General features: G+C 36.9%; 21 protein-coding genes. 17 read left to right on the forward strand and 4 right to left on the reverse strand.

Translation table 11 applies throughout. From position 1 onward, the window contains the following. The first annotated feature begins 91 nt into the window (after positions 1-91). The 3 genes from H6G77_RS14180 (at position 92) to H6G77_RS14190 (ending at position 1,469) form a co-directional block, all read left to right on the forward strand. On the forward strand, positions 92-460 hold the full coding sequence (locus tag H6G77_RS14180; protein WP_190589853.1) for an iron-sulfur cluster assembly accessory protein: 369 nt from the start codon (positions 92-94) through the stop codon (positions 458-460). A gap of 282 nt (positions 461-742) precedes the next feature. Continuing rightward, positions 743-1,042, forward strand: a complete 300-nt coding sequence (locus tag H6G77_RS14185) for a 2Fe-2S iron-sulfur cluster-binding protein (protein WP_190589852.1) — start codon at positions 743-745, stop codon at positions 1,040-1,042. A gap of 175 nt (positions 1,043-1,217) precedes the next feature. Next, complete coding sequence (locus H6G77_RS14190; RefSeq protein WP_190669939.1) at positions 1,218-1,469, forward strand: FeoA family protein; 252 nt, start codon at positions 1,218-1,220, stop codon at positions 1,467-1,469. Between the two features lie 443 nt (positions 1,470-1,912). Here the strand turns inward: H6G77_RS14190 and H6G77_RS14195 are convergent, their stop codons facing one another. Next, a complete protein-coding gene (locus H6G77_RS14195; RefSeq protein ID WP_190669937.1) occupies positions 1,913-2,122 on the reverse strand; it encodes a molybdopterin-binding protein in 210 nt (69 codons plus the stop codon). 766 nt (positions 2,123-2,888) lie between these two features. Here H6G77_RS14195 and H6G77_RS14200 point away from each other — a divergent pair. The 4 genes from H6G77_RS14200 to H6G77_RS14215 all read left to right on the forward strand — a co-directional run bounded on the left by H6G77_RS14200 (position 2,889) and on the right by H6G77_RS14215 (position 5,858). Then, positions 2,889-3,515 carry a CBS domain-containing protein gene (locus H6G77_RS14200; RefSeq protein WP_190669935.1) on the forward strand — a complete coding sequence of 209 codons (627 nt, stop codon included), beginning with the start codon at positions 2,889-2,891 and terminating at the stop codon, positions 3,513-3,515. Positions 3,516-3,721: 206 nt separating this feature from the next. After that, positions 3,722-4,186, forward strand: a complete 465-nt coding sequence (locus H6G77_RS14205) for an ankyrin repeat domain-containing protein (RefSeq protein WP_190669933.1) — start codon at positions 3,722-3,724, stop codon at positions 4,184-4,186. Continuing rightward, positions 4,173-5,459, forward strand: a complete 1,287-nt coding sequence (locus H6G77_RS14210; RefSeq protein WP_190589848.1) for a nitroreductase family protein — start codon at positions 4,173-4,175, stop codon at positions 5,457-5,459. The genes H6G77_RS14205 and H6G77_RS14210 overlap by 14 nt, the downstream gene beginning before the upstream one ends. A 30-nt stretch (positions 5,460-5,489) precedes the next feature. Then, complete coding sequence (locus H6G77_RS14215; protein ID WP_396020674.1) at positions 5,490-5,858, forward strand: hypothetical protein; 369 nt, start codon at positions 5,490-5,492, stop codon at positions 5,856-5,858. 30 nt (positions 5,859-5,888) lie between these two features. Here H6G77_RS14215 and H6G77_RS14220 read toward each other — a convergent pair whose 3' ends face one another. Then, positions 5,889-6,371, reverse strand: a complete 483-nt coding sequence (locus H6G77_RS14220; RefSeq protein WP_190871883.1) for a hydrogenase maturation protease — start codon at positions 6,369-6,371, stop codon at positions 5,889-5,891. Positions 6,372-6,383: 12 nt separating this feature from the next. Between H6G77_RS14220 and H6G77_RS14225 the strand changes: the two genes are divergently transcribed. Next, the gene (locus H6G77_RS14225) at positions 6,384-6,821 is read left to right on the forward strand and encodes a hypothetical protein (protein ID WP_190669927.1); all 438 of its coding nucleotides are present in this window, start codon (positions 6,384-6,386) and stop codon (positions 6,819-6,821) included. Between the two features lie 7 nt (positions 6,822-6,828). On the opposite strand, the gene H6G77_RS14230 is transcribed toward H6G77_RS14225, so the two are convergent. Beyond that, positions 6,829-7,149 carry a hypothetical protein gene (locus H6G77_RS14230; protein WP_190871884.1) on the reverse strand — a complete coding sequence of 107 codons (321 nt, stop codon included), beginning with the start codon at positions 7,147-7,149 and terminating at the stop codon, positions 6,829-6,831. 103 nt (positions 7,150-7,252) lie between these two features. Then, positions 7,253-7,675 (reverse strand): hypothetical protein, encoded by a 423-nt coding sequence (locus H6G77_RS14235; RefSeq protein WP_190589843.1) that lies wholly within the window; start codon positions 7,673-7,675, stop codon positions 7,253-7,255. 418 nt (positions 7,676-8,093) lie between these two features. Between H6G77_RS14235 and H6G77_RS35705 the strand changes: the two genes are divergently transcribed. From H6G77_RS35705 to H6G77_RS14275, 9 genes are all read left to right on the forward strand, one after another. Further along, positions 8,094-8,309 (forward strand): hypothetical protein, encoded by a 216-nt coding sequence (locus tag H6G77_RS35705; RefSeq protein WP_242049218.1) that lies wholly within the window; start codon positions 8,094-8,096, stop codon positions 8,307-8,309. A gap of 713 nt (positions 8,310-9,022) precedes the next feature. Next, positions 9,023-9,820 (forward strand): WecB/TagA/CpsF family glycosyltransferase, encoded by a 798-nt coding sequence (locus tag H6G77_RS14240; RefSeq protein ID WP_190589842.1) that lies wholly within the window; start codon positions 9,023-9,025, stop codon positions 9,818-9,820. Between the two features lie 256 nt (positions 9,821-10,076). After that, positions 10,077-11,588 carry a lipopolysaccharide biosynthesis protein gene (locus tag H6G77_RS14245; RefSeq protein WP_190871885.1) on the forward strand — a complete coding sequence of 504 codons (1,512 nt, stop codon included), beginning with the start codon at positions 10,077-10,079 and terminating at the stop codon, positions 11,586-11,588. 35 nt (positions 11,589-11,623) lie between these two features. Beyond that, complete coding sequence (locus tag H6G77_RS14250; RefSeq protein ID WP_190871886.1) at positions 11,624-13,063, forward strand: Coenzyme F420 hydrogenase/dehydrogenase, beta subunit C-terminal domain; 1,440 nt, start codon at positions 11,624-11,626, stop codon at positions 13,061-13,063. A 32-nt stretch (positions 13,064-13,095) separates the two neighbouring features. Beyond that, positions 13,096-14,325: a polysaccharide pyruvyl transferase family protein gene (locus H6G77_RS14255; protein ID WP_190871887.1), complete on the forward strand. Its 1,230-nt coding sequence runs from the start codon at positions 13,096-13,098 to the stop codon at positions 14,323-14,325. A gap of 37 nt (positions 14,326-14,362) precedes the next feature. Then, on the forward strand, positions 14,363-15,349 hold the full coding sequence (locus H6G77_RS14260; protein ID WP_190871888.1) for a glycosyltransferase family 2 protein: 987 nt from the start codon (positions 14,363-14,365) through the stop codon (positions 15,347-15,349). A 56-nt stretch (positions 15,350-15,405) separates the two neighbouring features. Beyond that, entirely contained in the window at positions 15,406-16,479 is a 1,074-nt protein-coding gene (locus H6G77_RS14265; RefSeq protein ID WP_190871889.1) for a glycosyltransferase family 4 protein, read from the forward strand. 47 nt (positions 16,480-16,526) lie between these two features. After that, positions 16,527-17,516: a glycosyltransferase family A protein gene (locus H6G77_RS14270; RefSeq protein WP_190669913.1), complete on the forward strand. Its 990-nt coding sequence runs from the start codon at positions 16,527-16,529 to the stop codon at positions 17,514-17,516. Between the two features lie 24 nt (positions 17,517-17,540). Further along, positions 17,541-18,680, forward strand: coding sequence for a glycosyltransferase (locus tag H6G77_RS14275; RefSeq protein ID WP_190669911.1), 1,140 nt, complete (start codon positions 17,541-17,543; stop codon positions 18,678-18,680). Positions 18,681-18,703: the final 23 nt, after the last annotated feature.

Raw genomic sequence — 18,703 nt, forward strand, 5'->3', positions numbered from 1 at the left:
TTTGAAACACATCCTAATGACAAAGGACAATTATCACAAAAAACCCAAATTCTAGATTAGAACAATCAATCGCTACAGATTAGGAGATTGAATGACTGTTACTTTAACAGAAAAAGCAGAATTTCGTTTGCGGGCTTTCCTGCGAGGTTCCGGTTCTGATGAGAATAGCACTAAAGGTATCCGAATCTCTGTCAAAGGTGGCGGTTGCAATGGCTATGAATATGGTATGGATGTCACCAGCCAACCCCAACCAGATGATTTAGTAATCCAACAAGGTAGTGTGTTGGTTTACGTCGATGCCAAAAGTGCGCCCTTATTAGAAGGAATCGTGATTGATTTTGTCGAAGGGGTGGTAGAAAGCGGTTTCAAATTTACCAACCCTAATGCAACTAGTACCTGCGGTTGCGGCAAATCTTTCAAAACAGGAGACTGTACGCCAGATGGTGTTCCTTGTAGCTAAAAGAGTCTTCTTTTAGTGTTAAGTCAAACCATATAGGCTTTTCGTAAACGTACTCCGCACTAAATGTCAGAGACACTAGCTAATACTATTTTGGATTTTAGATTTTGGATTTTGGATTGAGAATTACTATCTGCATCTAAGTTATATCAATCCATTTGTCTTAATCATTATCTAAATAGGTATAAAACTCATCAAATGCTGTGTCTTCCTATTCATGCTTTCTCGAAGAGGAGCCTGACACACTTCGAGAACCAACCGAACCGTAATGAGGAGAATCGGAAAATGGCTACCTATCAAGTAAGATTAATCAACAAAAAAGAAGACATCGATACCACAATTGAGGTAGATGAAGACACTACAATTTTAGACGCAGCCGAAGAAGCTGGTATTGAGTTACCTTTCTCTTGCCATGCAGGTTCTTGCTCTAGCTGTGTAGGCAAAGTTACTGAAGGTGAAGTTGATCAATCTGATCAAAACTTCTTAGATGACGAACAAGTATCTAAAGGATTTGCTCTATTGTGCGTTACCTATCCTCGTTCTAACTGCACAATCAAAACACACCAAGAACCTTACCTCGTATAATTGATGTCTTAGACTATGCACAGAAGTTGCAGCTATACAGTCAAAATCTCTCTACACAGATTCAGATTGTATAGCTGCAATTTTTCATTACTACAGCTATTTTTAGCAATCCAAAAAGTATGAAAGATAATTTTCTTTACCTTTCATACTTCATACTTCACACTTCATACTTTTAATGTTTAAGCCTTTTAGTGTAAGCGGCTGTTCTTTAGCACTGCTCCAACCTGGAGAGCAAGGTATTATAGCTTTTTATCAAACTCAAGATCAGAAAATCCTAGACCAGATTCATTCAGCAGGCATAAAAATTGGAACTTGTATTACTCTAGAACAGCTACTTCCTTTATTACAAATGAAAGTTGCTGGAGAATCTATCAGTTTAAGCCAAGAAGTTGCTCAGACTATTTACGTGCGGATAGTTGATAACTAAATTCAAGCTAAAATCTACTACTGGTGAAGTAGAAGGACTAAATTAAACCTAATGTGAGATTACCTAGTTTCGATACTTCGACACCTTCGACAGGCTCAGGGCGGCGCTACGCTCAGTATTCACACTCCAGCAAAGCTCAGTGAACGCTTCGCTCAACCCTCTTTGAGTCAGCTTATTGAGCATTGAGCGTAGTCGAAATGCGTCTTCTCAATGAAAATATGTAAGATAACGCCGTGTGCAACTTTCTCTCAAACCTAACCCCCAACCCCTTCCCTGGTAGGGAAGGGGAGCAAGACTTAAAGCCTCTCTCCGCGTCGGGGAGAGGTTTGGAGAGGGGTTTCAAACATAAGTTGCACATCGCGTAATATATAAATTCTGTAGAGACGTTGTATACAAAGTCTCTACAAAAATAAAAAAATTCCATTTAATGAATTAGTTATTTATCAATCAATAGCAACAATAACATCGGACGCTTTAATAACAGCATAAGCTTGCTTACCTTCTACCAACCCCAGGTTATCGGCTGAGGTTTTGGTAATAATAGAGACTAACTCTATTCCAGGTGCTAATTCTAAAGTTACTTCAGTATTAACTGAACCAGTTACAACTTTCTTAACGGTGGTTTTTAACGCATTCCGCGCACTAATTTCCATGTTTTTATTTCCTTTTAAATCATGATTGCTTGAAACAATACCAACTTTTTGGAATATCAAGGTTATTTTTTAGATTTTCTTTATAAAATTACTAGATATAGTTTATACAAAATCTGTATAGCTAACAGTCCACTACTAAAAATACTCCGCTAGAGGGAGAATTTGAGTTGAAATAATTTAGCACAATATATCACTACTTAAGAATATTTTTAGTTAAAATATTGATACATGAACTTTGTCTACAAAACTTAATTTCAAAAAATAATTGTTACCTAGTAAACAAATCAATATCTATAAATTTTGATATTAAACAAATATCCTGAATAAACATACTATTAAAAAAATAAATGTAGTTTGTGCTGCATTTTGATATTTTTTTGTGATATTTAACCAATATCTTTATGAGAATACACACTTGTTTATGGAACAAACCTATCAGAGTGATAATATATAAGTAAGCTAAATTGTTGCTAGTGAACCAAACTTCAGCAGCAAGAGATTACAGGGTTATCCAAGACATTTCTACCGAAATCCTGGTACATCTGAAAGTTAGACAGACGATGCGATCGCTTCAGCAATAGAGTAGGGAAAATGTGTAAATCTTATACTGATAATTGATGATTCTACTCAGTAGAATTTAGGGCTAATACTGCGTAAAACCTGTGTCTAATTTTCATCATACTTAGACGAAGCAAAAACAGTTTGGGAATAAGTGCAGCAGTTTAGAAACAATTCCCTTACTTGCAATAAATAAGGAGCAGGAATTATGCGAGCCAAACATATTATGACTCAAGATGTAGCTACCATTCGCGGCTCCGCTACAGTAGCAGAAGCAGTGAAATTATTAAGGCTCAAACAACTGCAAGAATTGATTGTAGAACCTCGTCATAGTGGTGATGCTTACGGCATTATGACTGAGAGTGATATTGCAGCCAAAGTGGTTGCTTATGGAAAAGATCCTCAAAGAACTTATGTTTACGAAATAATGAGCAAACCCTGTGTCACTGTAGATCCTGACCTTGATTTAGAATATGTTGCAAGGTTATTGATTAATACAGGGATGCGGAGTGCGCCTGTCATCCGTGGTGAATTACTTGGGATGATTACTATCAGCGATATTATCCACAAAGGCGACTTTGTAGATAAACCAAAACTCCTATTCTTGCAAAAAGAGATATATAAAGCAGTCTCCAACGCACGGGCAATTTCTGCGAATTATGGCCCAGACTCTAAACGCACAATTGAAGCTTGGGATTTCGTAGATGAACTCGAAGCTGAAGCTGGTTTTTATGGCGCACCCAAGCAAGATAAATCTTCTAGAGAACTATTCTCTGAAGAACCGAAACCAATGGTCGCAGGTGAGCAACCTAACCAAACAATGAATGCTGTCTAATGAGGATATCTGAGAATTATTAAACTGTTGATCCCCCCTAGCCCCCCTTATAAAGGGGGGAAACTAAGAAATCTAATTCCCTCCCCTTTCCAAGGGGAGGGTTAGGGAGGGGTAAAAGTTCATCTCATGGACAGTATTTTCAAAAAGTTTTTGTGAATGGTGGGCATTGTCCACCATTCCCTTTTATTAGTGAATAAAAGCAGTTTATGAAACAACAAAATCAGCAAAGTTTGAGTCAAACAACTTGTGAATGGTTGATAGGTAATAATTACAATCTTGAAGATTTAAATCAGCGTGGTGAAAATGGTGATACAGCTTTAATGAAAGCCACTAGGATAGGTAATTATTCAGTCGTTCAAGAATTGATTAGTGCAGGCGCGGATATTAATGCCAGAAATAATGATAGTAATAATGCCTTATGGTTTGCTTGCTTTGGCAATCATTATGAATTAATTAATTTGCTGCTAGAAATGAAAATTAATATCGATAACCAAAACGATAACGGTGCAACAGTGTTAATGTATGCAGCTTCAGCAGGTAAAGCAGAAGTAGTCAAGTTACTTTTACAACATCATCCGAATTTAAATTTAAAAAACTTAGACGATTACAAAGCTATAGATTTTGCCAGCACTATCGAAGTTTTAAGGATGCTGAAAGATGCTACAAAATGAATTATCTAGCAAAAATTTTCATCAAAGGACTAAACATTCTTACCTATCAGTGCAGCTTGACCCTAATTATGTAGACCCAACAACGCAACCATCTGCTTTTAAGCAATATCCAAAATTTTATCGCAGGCTGCAATTAAATCTCAATCATCCCATTCATTCTTTCATTTACTTAACAAGTGCAATCACCTTAGAAAAGACTTATAAGGATGTAGCCTATCAACTACGTGTTAATCCTTCTGCGGGTGGGTTATATCCTACTGAGATTTATGTACAAATTCGTGGCATCCCGGAAATAGTTGATGGCATCTACCATCTAGAAGTTGAGAATAATTGTCTAACACTCATCTATGAATTAATAGATGATGGCTTGGAAAGTTATATTATACCGGGCAAATGTATCAAGGGAGTCATTTTTTTAATTAGTTGCGTTTATTATAGGTCTAGTTGGAAATATAAAAACAGAAGTCTGAGATATTGCTTTTTAGATAGCGGACACCATTTAGGTACAATTGCCGCATCGGCTGATCTCTATGACAAAAATATCCAGCTAATGTTTGACTTTGATAAGTTAGCTCTTAATTCTGACTTAGGTTTTGAGAATAAAGAGTTTGTGACTGCTAGTGTTCTATGTGGGGAAGTAGAAGAAAAGCATGTGAGACGCTTAAGGCTGAAAATTCCTTTTGTGAGTGGTACAGATTATTTTGAAGCTCATCAATTTATTGAAGATGGCTATCAGGTAACAGCTTTACACAAGAGTCCAAAACAACAGCTAGAGCATCCCAAATTTAAGTTTGACAAGGATAAATTTTATCAAACTGTTTGGCATAGACGTTCAAATAGACGTTTCCGGAAACAGTTGATTTCTCAAGAAGATTATTTCAGGATATTGCAACAACTAAAGCAACCAATTCCCACAGAAAGTTGTGAAGCAATCAAAGTTTATTCAGTCGTGCATCGAGTAGAGGGGATATCCCCTGGGTTATATCAAAACAATCATCTGATTAAAAGTGGCGATTTTAGCGAACATACTGGTTATTTGTGCATTAATCAGGCTATTGCGCGTGATTGTGCAGTAACTTTGTTTTTTGTGTCTGACTATACAAGTTATCAAACCGCTATGCAGTTAGCAGGTTTTTTAGGACACAGAGTTTACCTGAGTAGTAATTACTTGGGGATACAATGTAGCGGAATTGGCGCGTTTTATGACGATGAAACCCAGAGTTTCTTAGAAACAAAAATGGATATTCTCTACGCAATGGCTATTGGCAATTAAGTAGTTTTGTAAGTAGAGATGGCTAGGTATATGTTCTGTTACAACGATGATTACGATTACCGTCCAATGCAACCGTCATCGGCAGATATTATTTTACGGCAACAACTAGAGCATTCTATTAGTAAATACTTTTATGAAGCGTGCGATCGCACAATTCAAAATCTTCTTTCTCATTGTCGCTGGTATGTCACCAGTGACGCTAGTGCGATGACCTTAGTAATTGAATGTCCCGACCCTGTTACCAACTGGCGAGTTCTACAACAAATCGTCGCAATGGGGTCATTACTCCAGTCAATTGTCACCAGTGCTAAAATCCGCGTTTGTCCTCCCGAAAGCCAAGGTATCCCCTTTGAAATGCGGGTAGATGAAATTGCTGTTTACCGTGATATGGCTGGCTAGAAAAAGCGTGTATGAAGAGAGTAGGAAAGACTATTGATTATTTATCATTGACCAATTACAAATAATTGTAACTACCTCTTCAAAAACTAAGTTAGCCGAACTTTTCACCACAGGACTTAACTCTAGTCCAAGGCTAAGATTTGCCGCCTCAATTAAATAAACTGTCACATCTTCGGGAAATTCATCCTGAAATATTTTCCTTCCGGCGGCTAGTGCATTATCCCAACGAAAATCATGCAAGTTATAACTAGGTTCCGGTAAAGCTTCTAATTCTTTACCTGGAACCTTAAATATTGCACCCGCTTCAGAATTGGTTGAACTAGCATCAATAATTACTAATTTTTTACTACCTCTAGCTTGAAACATTACCTCCATCCCTGCGGTTCCACAGTCATACACGCGCACATAAGAGTGAGGGTTTTCGGCTAGATATTGTTGTAAGCGTTGGGCGATAATTACACCTACAGCATCATCGCAGCGATTAAGATTTCCGCAACCAATAATAGTTAGCATAAATTACTAATTGTGACACTATACTTAATTTTTAATGGTGTAGCTTTCATAAAAAAGCAGTTTATGTCACAAGAACATTGGTATTTTATTAAAAATTATTATCAAAATCCGTCAATGCCTACTCAGTATCTTTCTTTTGAGGTTATGGCTTGGTTGGTAGATCAAATTATTGAATCTAGATTTTCCAACCTATTTTTTCCATTGCTATCACATCAAGCTCTACATATTCAAATCTCTAGTGATTGGTGCAAAATAAGTAAATTATCTAAAGTTACTATTTACCCCAAGCGGAACTGGTTAACATTTCACTACTGTATATTCAATGAGTTTAATAAGTATCAGTTCGATGAATATAAAGTTATGCTTGACCAGTCTGATTATCTGACAGAAACTATGTTCACACTTCTTGAACGCCTAGAAAACTACTATTTACCTGTCCAAATTGAATAAAAACTGCTCAACTAGCACTCGAAACAAAGCTTAACAATATCCCCAAAACCTTATCGACAGGAGGAATGTTGTACTCTGTGAGCCAGATTGTGACGGTTTGGGATTCTAGTTTGAGAAACTTCCAGCGATCGCCTGACGTAACTGCACCGTAAATTATAGGTATCGGACTATTATTCGCCAAGGCTAAACTTAAGCGTTTATTGATAGTCTCTATTAAAAACTGGCTAGGAGTTACAGGTTCAATGTCTTGGAGAAAATCAAAAGGTTCAATAACCGTCAGCCCAAAATCTTTTTTAACCTTTTTGAGTGTAAAGTCACTATAAGGCATAATTTAATTCATAATCTGCTTTGTTGTATCCTTATGTTACAACTTAATGGCTTTGTCTCATAAAAAAGACAAAGCCTCGGAATAATTAACAAATAACCACAATTTAGAACGTTACATTATATTTATCAGCCAGTTCAGATAGCTTTTCATACTGCTGAATGGCGGCTTCTGTGATTAACTGTTTCGCTTCTTCTGGCGTTGTGCCATTTTCGGGAATCAAATACTTCACATAAAGGGCGATAAAATCAGCCATAATTGCCGAACCTATCAAACCATGACTATCAGCTTCTTGACCAGCCATTGTTGCTACTAAACCCGCTTTGATGGGGTCTGGTTTCTCTTTCATGAACTGATCAATTAGTTGCCAAATATACTCGTTTGGTATGAGATTTTCTAACTTGGTTTTGTTAGGTGTAAATTCTATACCTGCGGCTTTTGACTGTTCTAAAACACACCATTCTGTAAATTCTTGTAGTGCTGCTTCGGGAAGTTTGGGAAGATATTTGTGTAGTTCTAAATCAGACACAAGCTTACCTTATAAATTTCAGGTTGGTTGAAGTGTAATAAAGCAAGCCTAACGCACTATTTCTAGTAGTTTTAGTGTGTTATGCTACGGTCGTAGAATAATATAGTAGACGAATGAACTTATATGTGCTAAACACAGCCTATTGAAGCTGAGAAACATCTAAAATCCAGAACCAGTCCCAGTGTCCATTGTCAAATGACAGGCTCAAGCAGAGAATATACAACTTGAATGCACACTAGTTTCATAGAGTAGATAGCTAAAATAAAGCATCAAGTATTCCAGGAGCTTGTAATAACATATTGATTCTTGATGTCATGGAGAAAATCAGATAAAAGATTTCTGAGATTGGGATGGACAATTGATCAATATATGTATTACAATAAGACTACAATCTAAAGTTAAAGGCTAAAAAATTTTTATGCGCTTAAAAAGATGGGAATCTCCCCGCCGAGAAGGGAGAAATGATAAAGGTAAAGGCGGTTCAGCAAGAAAGCGGCAACTTAAAAAACAAAGACAGATGCTGAGGCAACGCTTAAAGGAAAATAAGCAATCAGATAACAAAGGCAACAATCAAAAGGGGGGGGAGAATTTCTCCCCCTCTTTTTTGGCTAATTTTTGTAATTTAAGCCAGTGAAATAATATCAACCGTATACAAATATAGGACTCATATTTGATTTATGAAAAAAATCAGTACACCCAGACCAGCCGTCTTTCCTACTCCCTACTCCCCATTCCCTACTCCCTGCTTACACAACTAGATTCAGAAATCAAACCGTATTTCTATAGCTTTATGGATAATAAGTTGCTTTCAGAAATACTATTCCCACACCGTTTCATGGATTAATATACTTATCTGACTATTTGACACTGTATTTTGAGAATCTAGGTTAAATTAGACCTTGTAGAAATAATTTTTTATAAAAAAAAATTATGAATTTATACGGTTATGCCTATTAATTTAAATATATATGATTGTACTAACTCATCTTTTAGACAGATGACAAGTAAAAACTTTGCCGAAGATAGATACACTCTCGTAAGAGGCATGAAGTAGTAATGTAATGTTTGGATGAACTAATCCCTAGAAAAACATAAAGTAAATATAAAGTTTAATATCTCCTTGTAATAAACTTTCGTTAAGCAAGTAAGCTAATCTACGGTTATGATGGTTTTGAAGAGGATTCAGCAAACAGTAAAATTGCTGAAAAACTGTGATAAATCAATGTGTGTTCTTGTAAGAATGCTACAAGCTCAGAAAAAGTCAAGATTCATCTAATTGGCTTATTTAGACATAAAGGTTGCTCTAGGTAATCTGTTGTTATTTATCTTTGACAGAAGGAGTGAGCTATGGTAGCAGAAGTGTTACTACCTACTCAAAAAGTGCTTGATTTCCCTATTACTGCTTTAAGCTTTGAGGATCAGATACAGAAAATTATAGAATGGGCGATCGCTCATGAAAGTAGAAGTGTATATGTAGCAAATGTACACATGCTCATAGAAGCGCACTGGCAGCCTGAGTTCGCTAACATTCTGAGAAATTCAGATATGGTGACTCCTGATGGTATGCCTTTAGTCTGGATGATGCGCCGAATGGGATCTCCTTACCAAGATCGTGTAGCGGGTATGGATATTTTTTTGGAAACATGTCAATACGCCCAAACACATAATTTAAGTTTTTTCTTTGTCGGTTCACAAACTGAAATTCTGGCGAGAATACAAGCCAGATTAAAACAAGAATTTCCCCAACTAAAAATAGCTGGAATGGAACCCCTACCCTTCCGCCCACTCACAGAAACTGAAGATGAAGTTTTAGTCAATAAAATCAACTCCAGTGGGGCTGGTGTAGTTTGGGTATCTTTGGGATGTCCAAAACAAGAAAAATGGATAGCGCAACACAAAGGTAAAATTCGTGCAGTCATGATCGGAGTAGGCGGCGTTTTCCCTGTGTATGCCGGCATTCACAAGCGTGCGCCACGTATCATGAGAGACTTAGGCTTAGAATGGCTATATCGCTGGCTTCAAGAACCGCGACGACTGTGGCGGCGCTACACAACAACAATCCCTATATTCATCTGGCTGGCGGCTAAACAGTTATTTTTATCTAGTCGTATTGCTGCCGTTTTTCCAAAAACTACAGTGGAATAACGATTGTTTTGTTTAGTCAATTTGAGTTTTCATGATGATTCAAAACTCATATCAAATTCAAAATAGCATTGAGTAAATTTTGAAGATCACTGCATATTTATCTTGATTCATAGTTAATTTCTTATGTTGAGAGATAATCTTTTTTCATAGCAATTTTTCACAGTTGTGAATCAAGATGAGATGCTTGTCTGCTCAAATAGACAGTGGGAGTGAAATATAATAGGTATTTTCATCCTTTGCATAGGTAAAGCCTGTAATGGAACCACCAAAACAAACATCAAATTTACGACAAAAAGCAGTTAAAGGCGTACTTTGGTCTGCGATTGAAAGTTGGGGAAAACAGGCTGTTTCCTTTGGAGTGTTCTTCTTACTCGCCCGATTATTAGGGCCAGAAGCATTCGGTTTAGTAGCTTTATCGGGGATATTTTTAAGCTTTCTGCAAATTTTTGTAGATCAGGGATTTTCGACAGCAATTGTTCAGCGCCAAGACTTAGAACCAGAGCATTTAGATACTGCCTTTTGGACTAACTTAGGAGTGAGCATATTACTTGCGACTTTGAGTATTATTTGTTCTGGTTTAGTGGCCTTATTCTTTAAGGAACCTAAAATTGTACCGATTATTTGCTGGCTATCTTTAAACTTTGTACTGAATGGTCTTAGCAGTGTCCAACAAGCTCTTCTACAACGTTCACTAGCTTTCAAAAGTTTAGCTATACGTTCCTTGATAGCTGTGGTAGTTGGTGGTATTGTCGGCATAATTTTAGCATTTTTAGGTTTTGGTGTTTGGAGTTTAGTTGGTCAGTATTTAGCTAATAGTGTGACTCAAGTCATTGCTTTATGGTGGGTTAGCGATTGGCGACCTAGATTTAGATTTTCCCGAAAGCACTTCAAAGAATTATTTGCATTTGGGATTAATGTAACTGGTATTAACCTACTTAATTTTGTTAATCAAAACTCTGATAATTTATTAATCGGCTATTTTCTTGATTCTGTCGCTCTTGGTTATTACTCAGTGGCTTATCGAATTTTTATGATAGTTACTCAGTTAATGATTTCTGTGATTCAGAAGATAGCAATGCCTGTCTTCTCACGCTTGCAACAAGAACCAGAAAAGATGCGAAAAGCATTTTATAACGCAATTAGCTTTACTAGTCTTGTGGCTTTTCCAGTTTTTATAGGCATTTCAATTTTATCCCCTGATTTAATAGTGACTTTTTTTGGAGAAAAGTGGAAGACGAGTGTACCAGTCTTGCAGATATTAACTCTCGTTGGCCCCTTGTATGCGGGTTTTTATTACAATGGTACAGTCATTATGGCTATGGGCAAACCTGGTTGGAATTTAGCACTTTATTGTATACAGGCAATTGGCAACTTTACGTGCTTTTGGATAGCAGTACGTTGGGGAATAGTAGCGGTCGCAGCATCTTATGTTATTCGTGCTTATATTATGTCGCCTATACCCATATTTGTCTTGAAAAAATTAATCAATATTAAATTAACAACTTACTTGCAGCAATATCTCACTCCGTTAGTAGCGACTCTAGCAATGGGGGCTGGAATTTTAGGGATTAAAAGTTTGTTTAATTTCACTATAAAAAATTTATTCAATTTTCCAGATATAGTTAATTCATACACTTTGCTTTTCCTTTGTATAGTAGGTGGTTTTTTGATATATACCGGAACCATTACACTAATTGCACCACAATATCTACAACAGATAAGAAATCTCCTGAGTTCATTATTTCCTAAAATGAGTTTAAAAAAATAAAGGTTGCTTGATCAGTCAAGAGGAGAATGTGATTAATGTTAGGCAATACATCAAAAAATCAAGAAATATCCAAACTATTTGAAACTGTAGTAGATGGTGGTTATTGTATAGGTTGTGGTGCTTGTGCTGCTGTAGTTGATTCTCCCATCAAGATGAAACTCGATGAATATGGCAAGCTTTGTGCCACGCTGAATGAGCCAGTTGTTCAAACCTCTCATCAGGTTTCATTAGAAACAGTTTGTCCTTTTTCAAATGAAGGATTAAATGAAAATCAGCTTGCTGAGGAAATATTCGGTAAAGATTGTCAATATCACAACCAAATTGGCTACTATCTGACAACTTATGCAGGTTTTGTCACCGAAAGTGATTTCCGTAAACGTGGTAGTTCAGGTGGTATGGGTAATTGGATTGTTACTCAACTTCTGAGTGAGGGTTTAGTTGATGGAGTTATTCATGTTAAGCCTTGTACGCCTTCGCCAACAGATCCCAGATTATTTAAATACCAAATATCTAAAACTATAGAAGAGGTGCGTACCGGAGCAAAATCACGATATTACCCAATTGAAATCTCGGAAGTTATACAAATGCTACGAGAGCAGCCTGGAAGTTATGTAATAGTTGGTATTCCATGTTTTATTAAAGCTATTCGGCTGCTGATGAAGCAAGATCCCATAATTGCTGAACGAATAAAATTTTGTGTGGGTCTAATTTGTGGACATTTAAAAAGTATTCATTTTGCACAAATGTTTGCTTGGCAAGGTGGAATCAAACCAGGTGATCTTTTAGAGTTTGATTTCCGATATAAGTTTGCTGATAGAGGTGCAAATCAATATGGGATGAAAGCTGTTGGTTTAAAAGATGGTGAAGTGATTGAATATGTTAGTCCAGTGCGTGATTTATATGGTTGGGATTGGGGACATGGTTTTTTTAAATATAAAGCTTGTGAATATTGTGATGATGTAATTGCGGAAGCAGCAGATATAGTTGTTGGTGATGCTTGGCTACCTGAATATGTTAATGATAGTCAAGGCACAAATGTAGTTGTTGTTCGTAATGTATTAATTCAAAAATTAATTGAACAAGCAATAAATACAGGTAATCTACATCTTAATGTCATCACGGCCGATGAAGTTGCAAAATCACAATCTTCGGGACTAAACCATCGCAGAGAAGGTTTAGCCTACCGTTTATATTTGGCGGACAAACGTGGTGAATGGCGGCCGAATAAGCGGGTTAAATCGCAAGTTAGTCATTTGAGTAGACAACTGCAAAAACGACAAGAACTGAGAATCAAATTAGGCGAGGAAAGTCACATTGCTTTTCAAAAAGCTATCAAATCTGGACAGTTTTCTGTTTTCCCAAAAAATATGAATTTTTTGGTGTTGCAATATCAATTGACTTATCCATCTACTGTTTTATGGAAGCAATTTATTCAAAAGTGTAAAAAATTTATCAAAAGCCTATTAGTTAAGTAAAAAATACTACTAGAGATGGAGTGATACATCAAGTGAAAGCAGTTATTACAGGAATTACTGGATTACGTAACCGGGGTGTGGAAGCAATGGTTGTTACCACCATTGAGCAGCTACGCCAACGTCAGCCAAAGCTGGATATGAGTATCCTCACGGAAACGCTTGATTATGATGAAGTTAGGTTGCAACAGTACAACGTAGATTTAATTAGTGATGGTTCCTTAAGACCTCTTCATAAACTTCAACGCTGGCGGAACAATTTATCTCAGTTTTACAAGCCCATAGCGCCTGCCTACAAAGATATGTTGCGGTTGCTGGATGGTGCATCGGTGGCGATCGCATCTGGTGGCGATGTATTTAGCTCTGATTACGGTGTGAACTTTCTCAAAAGACAACTCCAACCTTTGGAGTATGCTTTAGATGCTGGCATACCTGTAGTATTCCTAGCACAATCTATTGGGCCTTTTAAAACTCAAGCAGAAGCCGAAATTTGGCTGAATGTTGCTCGTCGCTCCAAGTTAGTGACTGTCAGAGAAGGATTTTCTTACAAGTATGTAACTAAAGATTTAGGTCTGTCTTCAGAGATCGTTAAACACACAGCTGATCCAGCATTTTTGCTCCCACCAGCACCGCCAGAAATTGTGGCTAATCTGCGGAAATTGTACAACATCAATCCAGAGCTTCCCTTAGTTGCCCTTGGAATTAGTCAAGGTATTTGTCGCTATACTCGGACTGACTATGAGCAACACATCAAAGTTTGGTGTCAAGTAATCAAGATGATTCTTGATGAATTTGGGGCGCAGGTAATACTGGTTCCCCATGTACATGATTATCGTCCTCACAACGACGATCGCATTCTCGCCGGACAATTGCAGAGATTATTAAACTTCGATCCTCGTGTCCAGTTAGCTGGTGCTGAACATACAGCCTCAGAATTTAAAGGTTTGATCAGTACTTGCGATTTAGTTGTGTCTGAGAGAATGCACGCTGCGATCGCCGGCTTATCAAGTGGTGTTTGTACCTTACCCATAGGTTACTCTGTCAAAGCCGAAGGAATTATGACTGATTTACTGGGTGCAGAAATGGTTCACCAAGGATTGCTGATATCTGCTCAACAGTTTCTAGATATTGATACAGCTTGCAACACAATTCGTAGTGCTTGGCAGCAGCGTCAGCAAGTATCTGCTCATTTAAACTCAGTTTTACCAGAAATCAAACAAAGAACAGCAACTAATTTTGACTTCATCGCACAGATATTAGCTTAATTATGCAGCAAACCTTCATCATTGTAGGAACATCAAGATGAAAGAATTGGAGCCAAACCAAGTTCCGCTTGTGGGTGTGATTATACCTTTGTACAACAAAGGTAAGTATATTGCTAGAGCGATCGACTCTGTACTAGGGCAAACATATCAAAACTTTGAAATCATCGTTGTGAATGATGGCTCTACGGATGATAGCCCAGATATTGTCAGCAATTATCACGATTCCCGCATCCGCATCATTCACCAAATAAATAGCGGCCCTGGTGCAGCACGTAACAGAGGTATCACCGAAAGCAAGGCTCCCTTTCTCTCATTTCTTGATGCTGATGATGAGTGGCTACCAGAATTTTTAGAGAAGTCAGTAGAAAATCTTCAACAACACCCTGAGTGCTTGCTGAGTGTGAGTGGACATTTTCGAGGAGAAGAACGTACAAGTTGGCAAGAACATCTTCCCCATTTTCTGGTAACAGAAGGTGTATGGCGACTGCCCACTGAGATGAAACCGCAATTAGTGAAATCTGCGATCGATTTCTTCCACTCTGGAGCGGTATTATGCTCACGGCAGATCATCGAACAATTTGGTGGTTTTTATAGCAAAGATCGCTGCACTTATGGCGAAGATTCTTATTTATGGATACAAGCAGCATTAAATTACCAAATTTATTTAGACCCCACCCCACTCATGTGGCATCATACTGAAGCATCGGAACTTGGGCAAGGACGCAAAGAAGTACGACCGCCTTGGCCCAAACTTACAGATCCAGAACCCATCAGAAATCACTGTCCCCCAGAATATCGTTCTCTCCTGGAGCATTGTTTAGCATATTACGCATTACTAGCAGCTTATCGCCATGTTTATGTCGGTGATACTCAAACTGTCAAAGCTCTGTTAGAGAGTTTTCCTATGAGCAAAACTTTCTATCCAAATTATATTAAATTAAAAATTCGCTTAACCTTCGTAGAACTATTCAACAAATTTTGGAAATTCAGGAATTGGTTAAATCAGACAAAAATAGCATCTTAAAAATTGCTAACAAGTGCAAAATTTAAAATAATCATTTACAAAAATATTAATTAAACATGAAATCTATATTTCTACCACGAACAAATGATGATAATCCCTACCAAAAAGAGCTAATTCATCACCTCAATAAATTAGATATTCAAGCAGATTTTCCTCATCCTTCCTCTTCAACAACTTTCTTTTTGCCAGCAGTATTGTTGCCTCAAAAAGCAGATGTAGTACACTTACATTGGCTCCATCCATTTTTCGCAGGTTCTAATACTGTAGAAAAATCTCTAAAATTATCATTTTTTATTTTAGAATTAATTATCTTAAAGCTCCTAAGAACCAAAATTATTTGGACTGTACATAATCTAAAAAATCATGAAAATAAAAGCTTGATTTTAGATAATTTATGTAGTTATTTAGTGGCTAAATTAGCTGATGCGATTATTGCCCATTGTGACTCAGCTAAAGCAGAAGTTATCAAAAGTTTTTCCCTGAACGATAATCAAGATAAAGTATTTGTAGTCCCGCATGGTAACTATATCAACTGTTACGATAACGATATCGAAAAAACTCTAGCCCGCAAAAGCTTAAATATAGATGATTCTGCTGTGGTTTTCCTATTCCTGGGGATGATTAGACCCTACAAAGGAGTCTTAGAACTAATAGATACATTTAAACAACTGCATAATGATGCAAGTCAACTAGTGATTGCAGGTAAAGTATATCAAAACAGTCCAGAAATGACAGATATGCTTTTACAGAAGATTGATAACGAGCCAAACATCAAATTTATACCCGGATTTGTCCCTTCGGAGAAACTTCAAATTTATCTGAACGCTTGTGATGTAGTCGTATTTCCCTATCGAGATATTCTCACTTCAGGTGCTGTAATGTTAGCAATGTCTTTTGGTCGAGCCTGTATTGCGCCCCGCAAAGGATGTATCGCAGAAGTCTTAGATCATTCTGGAGCATTTTTATATGACATTGATGATGAATATGGTTTAATTCAAGCTATGAAATTGGCGTTAGAACAACAAAAACAACTATCAAATATGGGTCAATATAATCGCCAACTAGCAGAGAAATATGATTGGCTAAACATTGCCAAAATAACGAGCAATGTATATCAATCTTGTATGTAAAAATCTAATTAAAATTTAGAATTAAATTATTTTAGAAGCTAAAAGTTATGAATTCATCTCTCCCAGGACAACCAATCGTTAGTGTAATAGTTCCAACATTTAATAGAGCTAATTTTTTATCAAGAGCAATTTCTAGTATTCTCCAACAGACTTTCTCTAATTTTGAATTGATTATTGTTGATGATGGCTCTACAGATAATACTGCTGAAGTAGTTAAAGAATTTACCGATCCACGAATTAAGTTTTTACCTTTAGGTAAGAATTATGGAGGTAGCTATGCACGTAATCAAGGCATTAAAGCAGCCAGCACAGAATTCATCGCATTTTTAGACAGTGATGATGAATGGTTACCTGAGAAGTTAGAGTTACAGGTAAAACGTTTACAAGAAAGTGATGATCCTCTGGCAACTGTTGTTTATTGCTTAGGTTATGAATGTGTAGAGGGACAACAGAAAATACCCAGTTTACATCTTTATGAAGGAGATGTTTTTGATGATTTATTGAGAGGTTGGCTACCTCCTACCACTTCACTATTTATGGTGAAACGTTCTGCCTTACTAGAAGTTAATGGCTTTGATGAAAGTTTACCTAGTTTTCAAGACTATGATTTATGGTTGAGTCTAGCAGCAGCCAATAACCATTTTTTAGTAGTCGATAAACCACTAATTATTAGATATTTTCATCCCCAGCAGATTGGAGGTAATTTGCAAGCTAAATTAGAGGGATTAAGGATTTTCAAAAATAAGTGGGGGACAGTTATAAAACAACGGACAGGAGCGATTAATTATCATCGTGTTATAGGAGTAAGAACATCCATAGTCCAGTTACTTCGAGTAAATAAAGAACTTGATAAAGGAAATAAAATTACTGCTCTTTTCTATATTCTTGCCTTACTAAAATTCCTTCCCTGGTCTGGAAAACTTTTCGCTAAGGGAATTATAAGAGTAATTTTTGGGGCTAAAGTGTACAAATTATTATTTGAATTGAAATATGCTTTATTTTATAGGAATCAAAATAAAAGTTCTACAGCGATATAATTCTAGAGCCAGCATAAAAACAGTATGTCTAAGCCAAATGTAGTTATTTTCTGTGGACGCATTCTCCCTCCTTCAGAAACATTTATCCGCGCTCAAGGAGAAGGTCTAAAAAATTTTGAACCTTATTATGTGGGTTCTCGTTTTGTCAAAGGATTATCTCTACCTTCAGAGCGCACGTTAGTAGTTAATGAAGGTGGAAGTTTTGGAGCTTTCCAAGAGGTATTGTTTAAAGTCACAGGAATATCACCAAAAGTCAGGAAAAAAGTAAAACAGCTAAATCCTGTTTTACTTCATGCTCATTTTGGCGTTTGTGGAGCTTTAGCTCTTCCTTTAGTACAGTCTTTAAATCTACCTATGATTGTTACCTTTCATGGACTCGATGCTACCATGAAGGATGAATATGCTAGAAAAAATTCTATCAGTACTCGTGTTTATCTCAAACGGCGAGAATTACTTAAACAACAGGCCAATTTATTTATTACTGTATCAAAATTTTTGAAAGCGGAACTTGTTCAGCAAGGTTTTCCTTCAGAAAAAATATTAGTGCATTATATAGGTGTAGATACAGAACTTTTTCAACCTCAGCCAATAACTAATCGAGAGCCGATAGTTCTTTTTGTTGGACGGCTAGTTGAGAAGAAAGGCTGTGAGTATTTGATAAAAGCGATGGAGAGAGTACAGGCAGAAAATCCTGAAATAGCTTTGCTAGTGATCGGTGATGGACCTCTCCGCAATTCTTTAGAAAATTTAGCTAAGTCCTTACTCAAAAACTATCGTTTTCTAGGCTCCCAACCACCAGAGGTTGTAAAACATTGGATGCAAATAGCCAAAATATTTTGTGTTCCTAGTATTAGAGCGGAGTCTGGTGATTGCGAAAGTTTTGGTATAGTGTTTGCTGAGGCTCAAGCAATGGGTTTACCAGTAGTTAGCTTTGCTAGTGGTGGAATTCCTGAAGTAGTAGCACATCAAGAGACTGGTTTTCTAGCACCTGAACGAGATGTTCAAACTCTTGCAGAGTATGTTTTACAGCTATTTAATGATAGTGTTCTCTGGCAAAGCTTTAGTCAAAATGGCCGACAACGAGTAGAAAATATGTTTAATCTTCATAAGCAAACGCAGATTTTAGAAGAAAAATACCAAATGCTCCTCAATAATCAGATGTAAATAACTTAGATTTTGAGCAAAAT

The organism is Aulosira sp. FACHB-615, assembly GCF_014698045.1.
Taxonomy (GTDB): domain Bacteria; phylum Cyanobacteriota; class Cyanobacteriia; order Cyanobacteriales; family Nostocaceae; genus Nostoc_B.

Bases quoted from the DNA above. Each gene is read 5' to 3' on its own strand.
- H6G77_RS14245 (WP_190871885.1), top strand. From the start codon at position 10,077: ATGGAACCACCAAAACAAACATCAAATTTACGACAAAAAGCAGTTAAA.
- H6G77_RS14205 (WP_190669933.1), top strand. From the start codon at position 3,722: ATGAAACAACAAAATCAGCAAAGTTTGAGTCAAACAACTTGTGAATGG.
- H6G77_RS14210 (WP_190589848.1), top strand. From the start codon at position 4,173: ATGCTACAAAATGAATTATCTAGCAAAAATTTTCATCAAAGGACTAAA.
- H6G77_RS35705 (WP_242049218.1), top strand. From the start codon at position 8,094: ATGCGCTTAAAAAGATGGGAATCTCCCCGCCGAGAAGGGAGAAATGAT.
- H6G77_RS14190 (WP_190669939.1), top strand. From the start codon at position 1,218: ATGTTTAAGCCTTTTAGTGTAAGCGGCTGTTCTTTAGCACTGCTCCAA.
- H6G77_RS14240 (WP_190589842.1), top strand. From the start codon at position 9,023: ATGGTAGCAGAAGTGTTACTACCTACTCAAAAAGTGCTTGATTTCCCT.
- H6G77_RS14250 (WP_190871886.1), top strand. From the start codon at position 11,624: ATGTTAGGCAATACATCAAAAAATCAAGAAATATCCAAACTATTTGAA.
- H6G77_RS14230 (WP_190871884.1), bottom strand. From the start codon at position 7,149: ATGCCTTATAGTGACTTTACACTCAAAAAGGTTAAAAAAGATTTTGGG.
- H6G77_RS14275 (WP_190669911.1), top strand. From the start codon at position 17,541: ATGTCTAAGCCAAATGTAGTTATTTTCTGTGGACGCATTCTCCCTCCT.
- H6G77_RS14200 (WP_190669935.1), top strand. From the start codon at position 2,889: ATGCGAGCCAAACATATTATGACTCAAGATGTAGCTACCATTCGCGGC.
- H6G77_RS14195 (WP_190669937.1), bottom strand. From the start codon at position 2,122: ATGGAAATTAGTGCGCGGAATGCGTTAAAAACCACCGTTAAGAAAGTT.
- H6G77_RS14270 (WP_190669913.1), top strand. From the start codon at position 16,527: ATGAATTCATCTCTCCCAGGACAACCAATCGTTAGTGTAATAGTTCCA.
- H6G77_RS14220 (WP_190871883.1), bottom strand. From the start codon at position 6,371: ATGCTAACTATTATTGGTTGCGGAAATCTTAATCGCTGCGATGATGCT.
- H6G77_RS14180 (WP_190589853.1), top strand. From the start codon at position 92: ATGACTGTTACTTTAACAGAAAAAGCAGAATTTCGTTTGCGGGCTTTC.
- H6G77_RS14185 (WP_190589852.1), top strand. From the start codon at position 743: ATGGCTACCTATCAAGTAAGATTAATCAACAAAAAAGAAGACATCGAT.
- H6G77_RS14260 (WP_190871888.1), top strand. From the start codon at position 14,363: ATGAAAGAATTGGAGCCAAACCAAGTTCCGCTTGTGGGTGTGATTATA.
- H6G77_RS14215 (WP_396020674.1), top strand. From the start codon at position 5,490: ATGTTCTGTTACAACGATGATTACGATTACCGTCCAATGCAACCGTCA.
- H6G77_RS14265 (WP_190871889.1), top strand. From the start codon at position 15,406: ATGAAATCTATATTTCTACCACGAACAAATGATGATAATCCCTACCAA.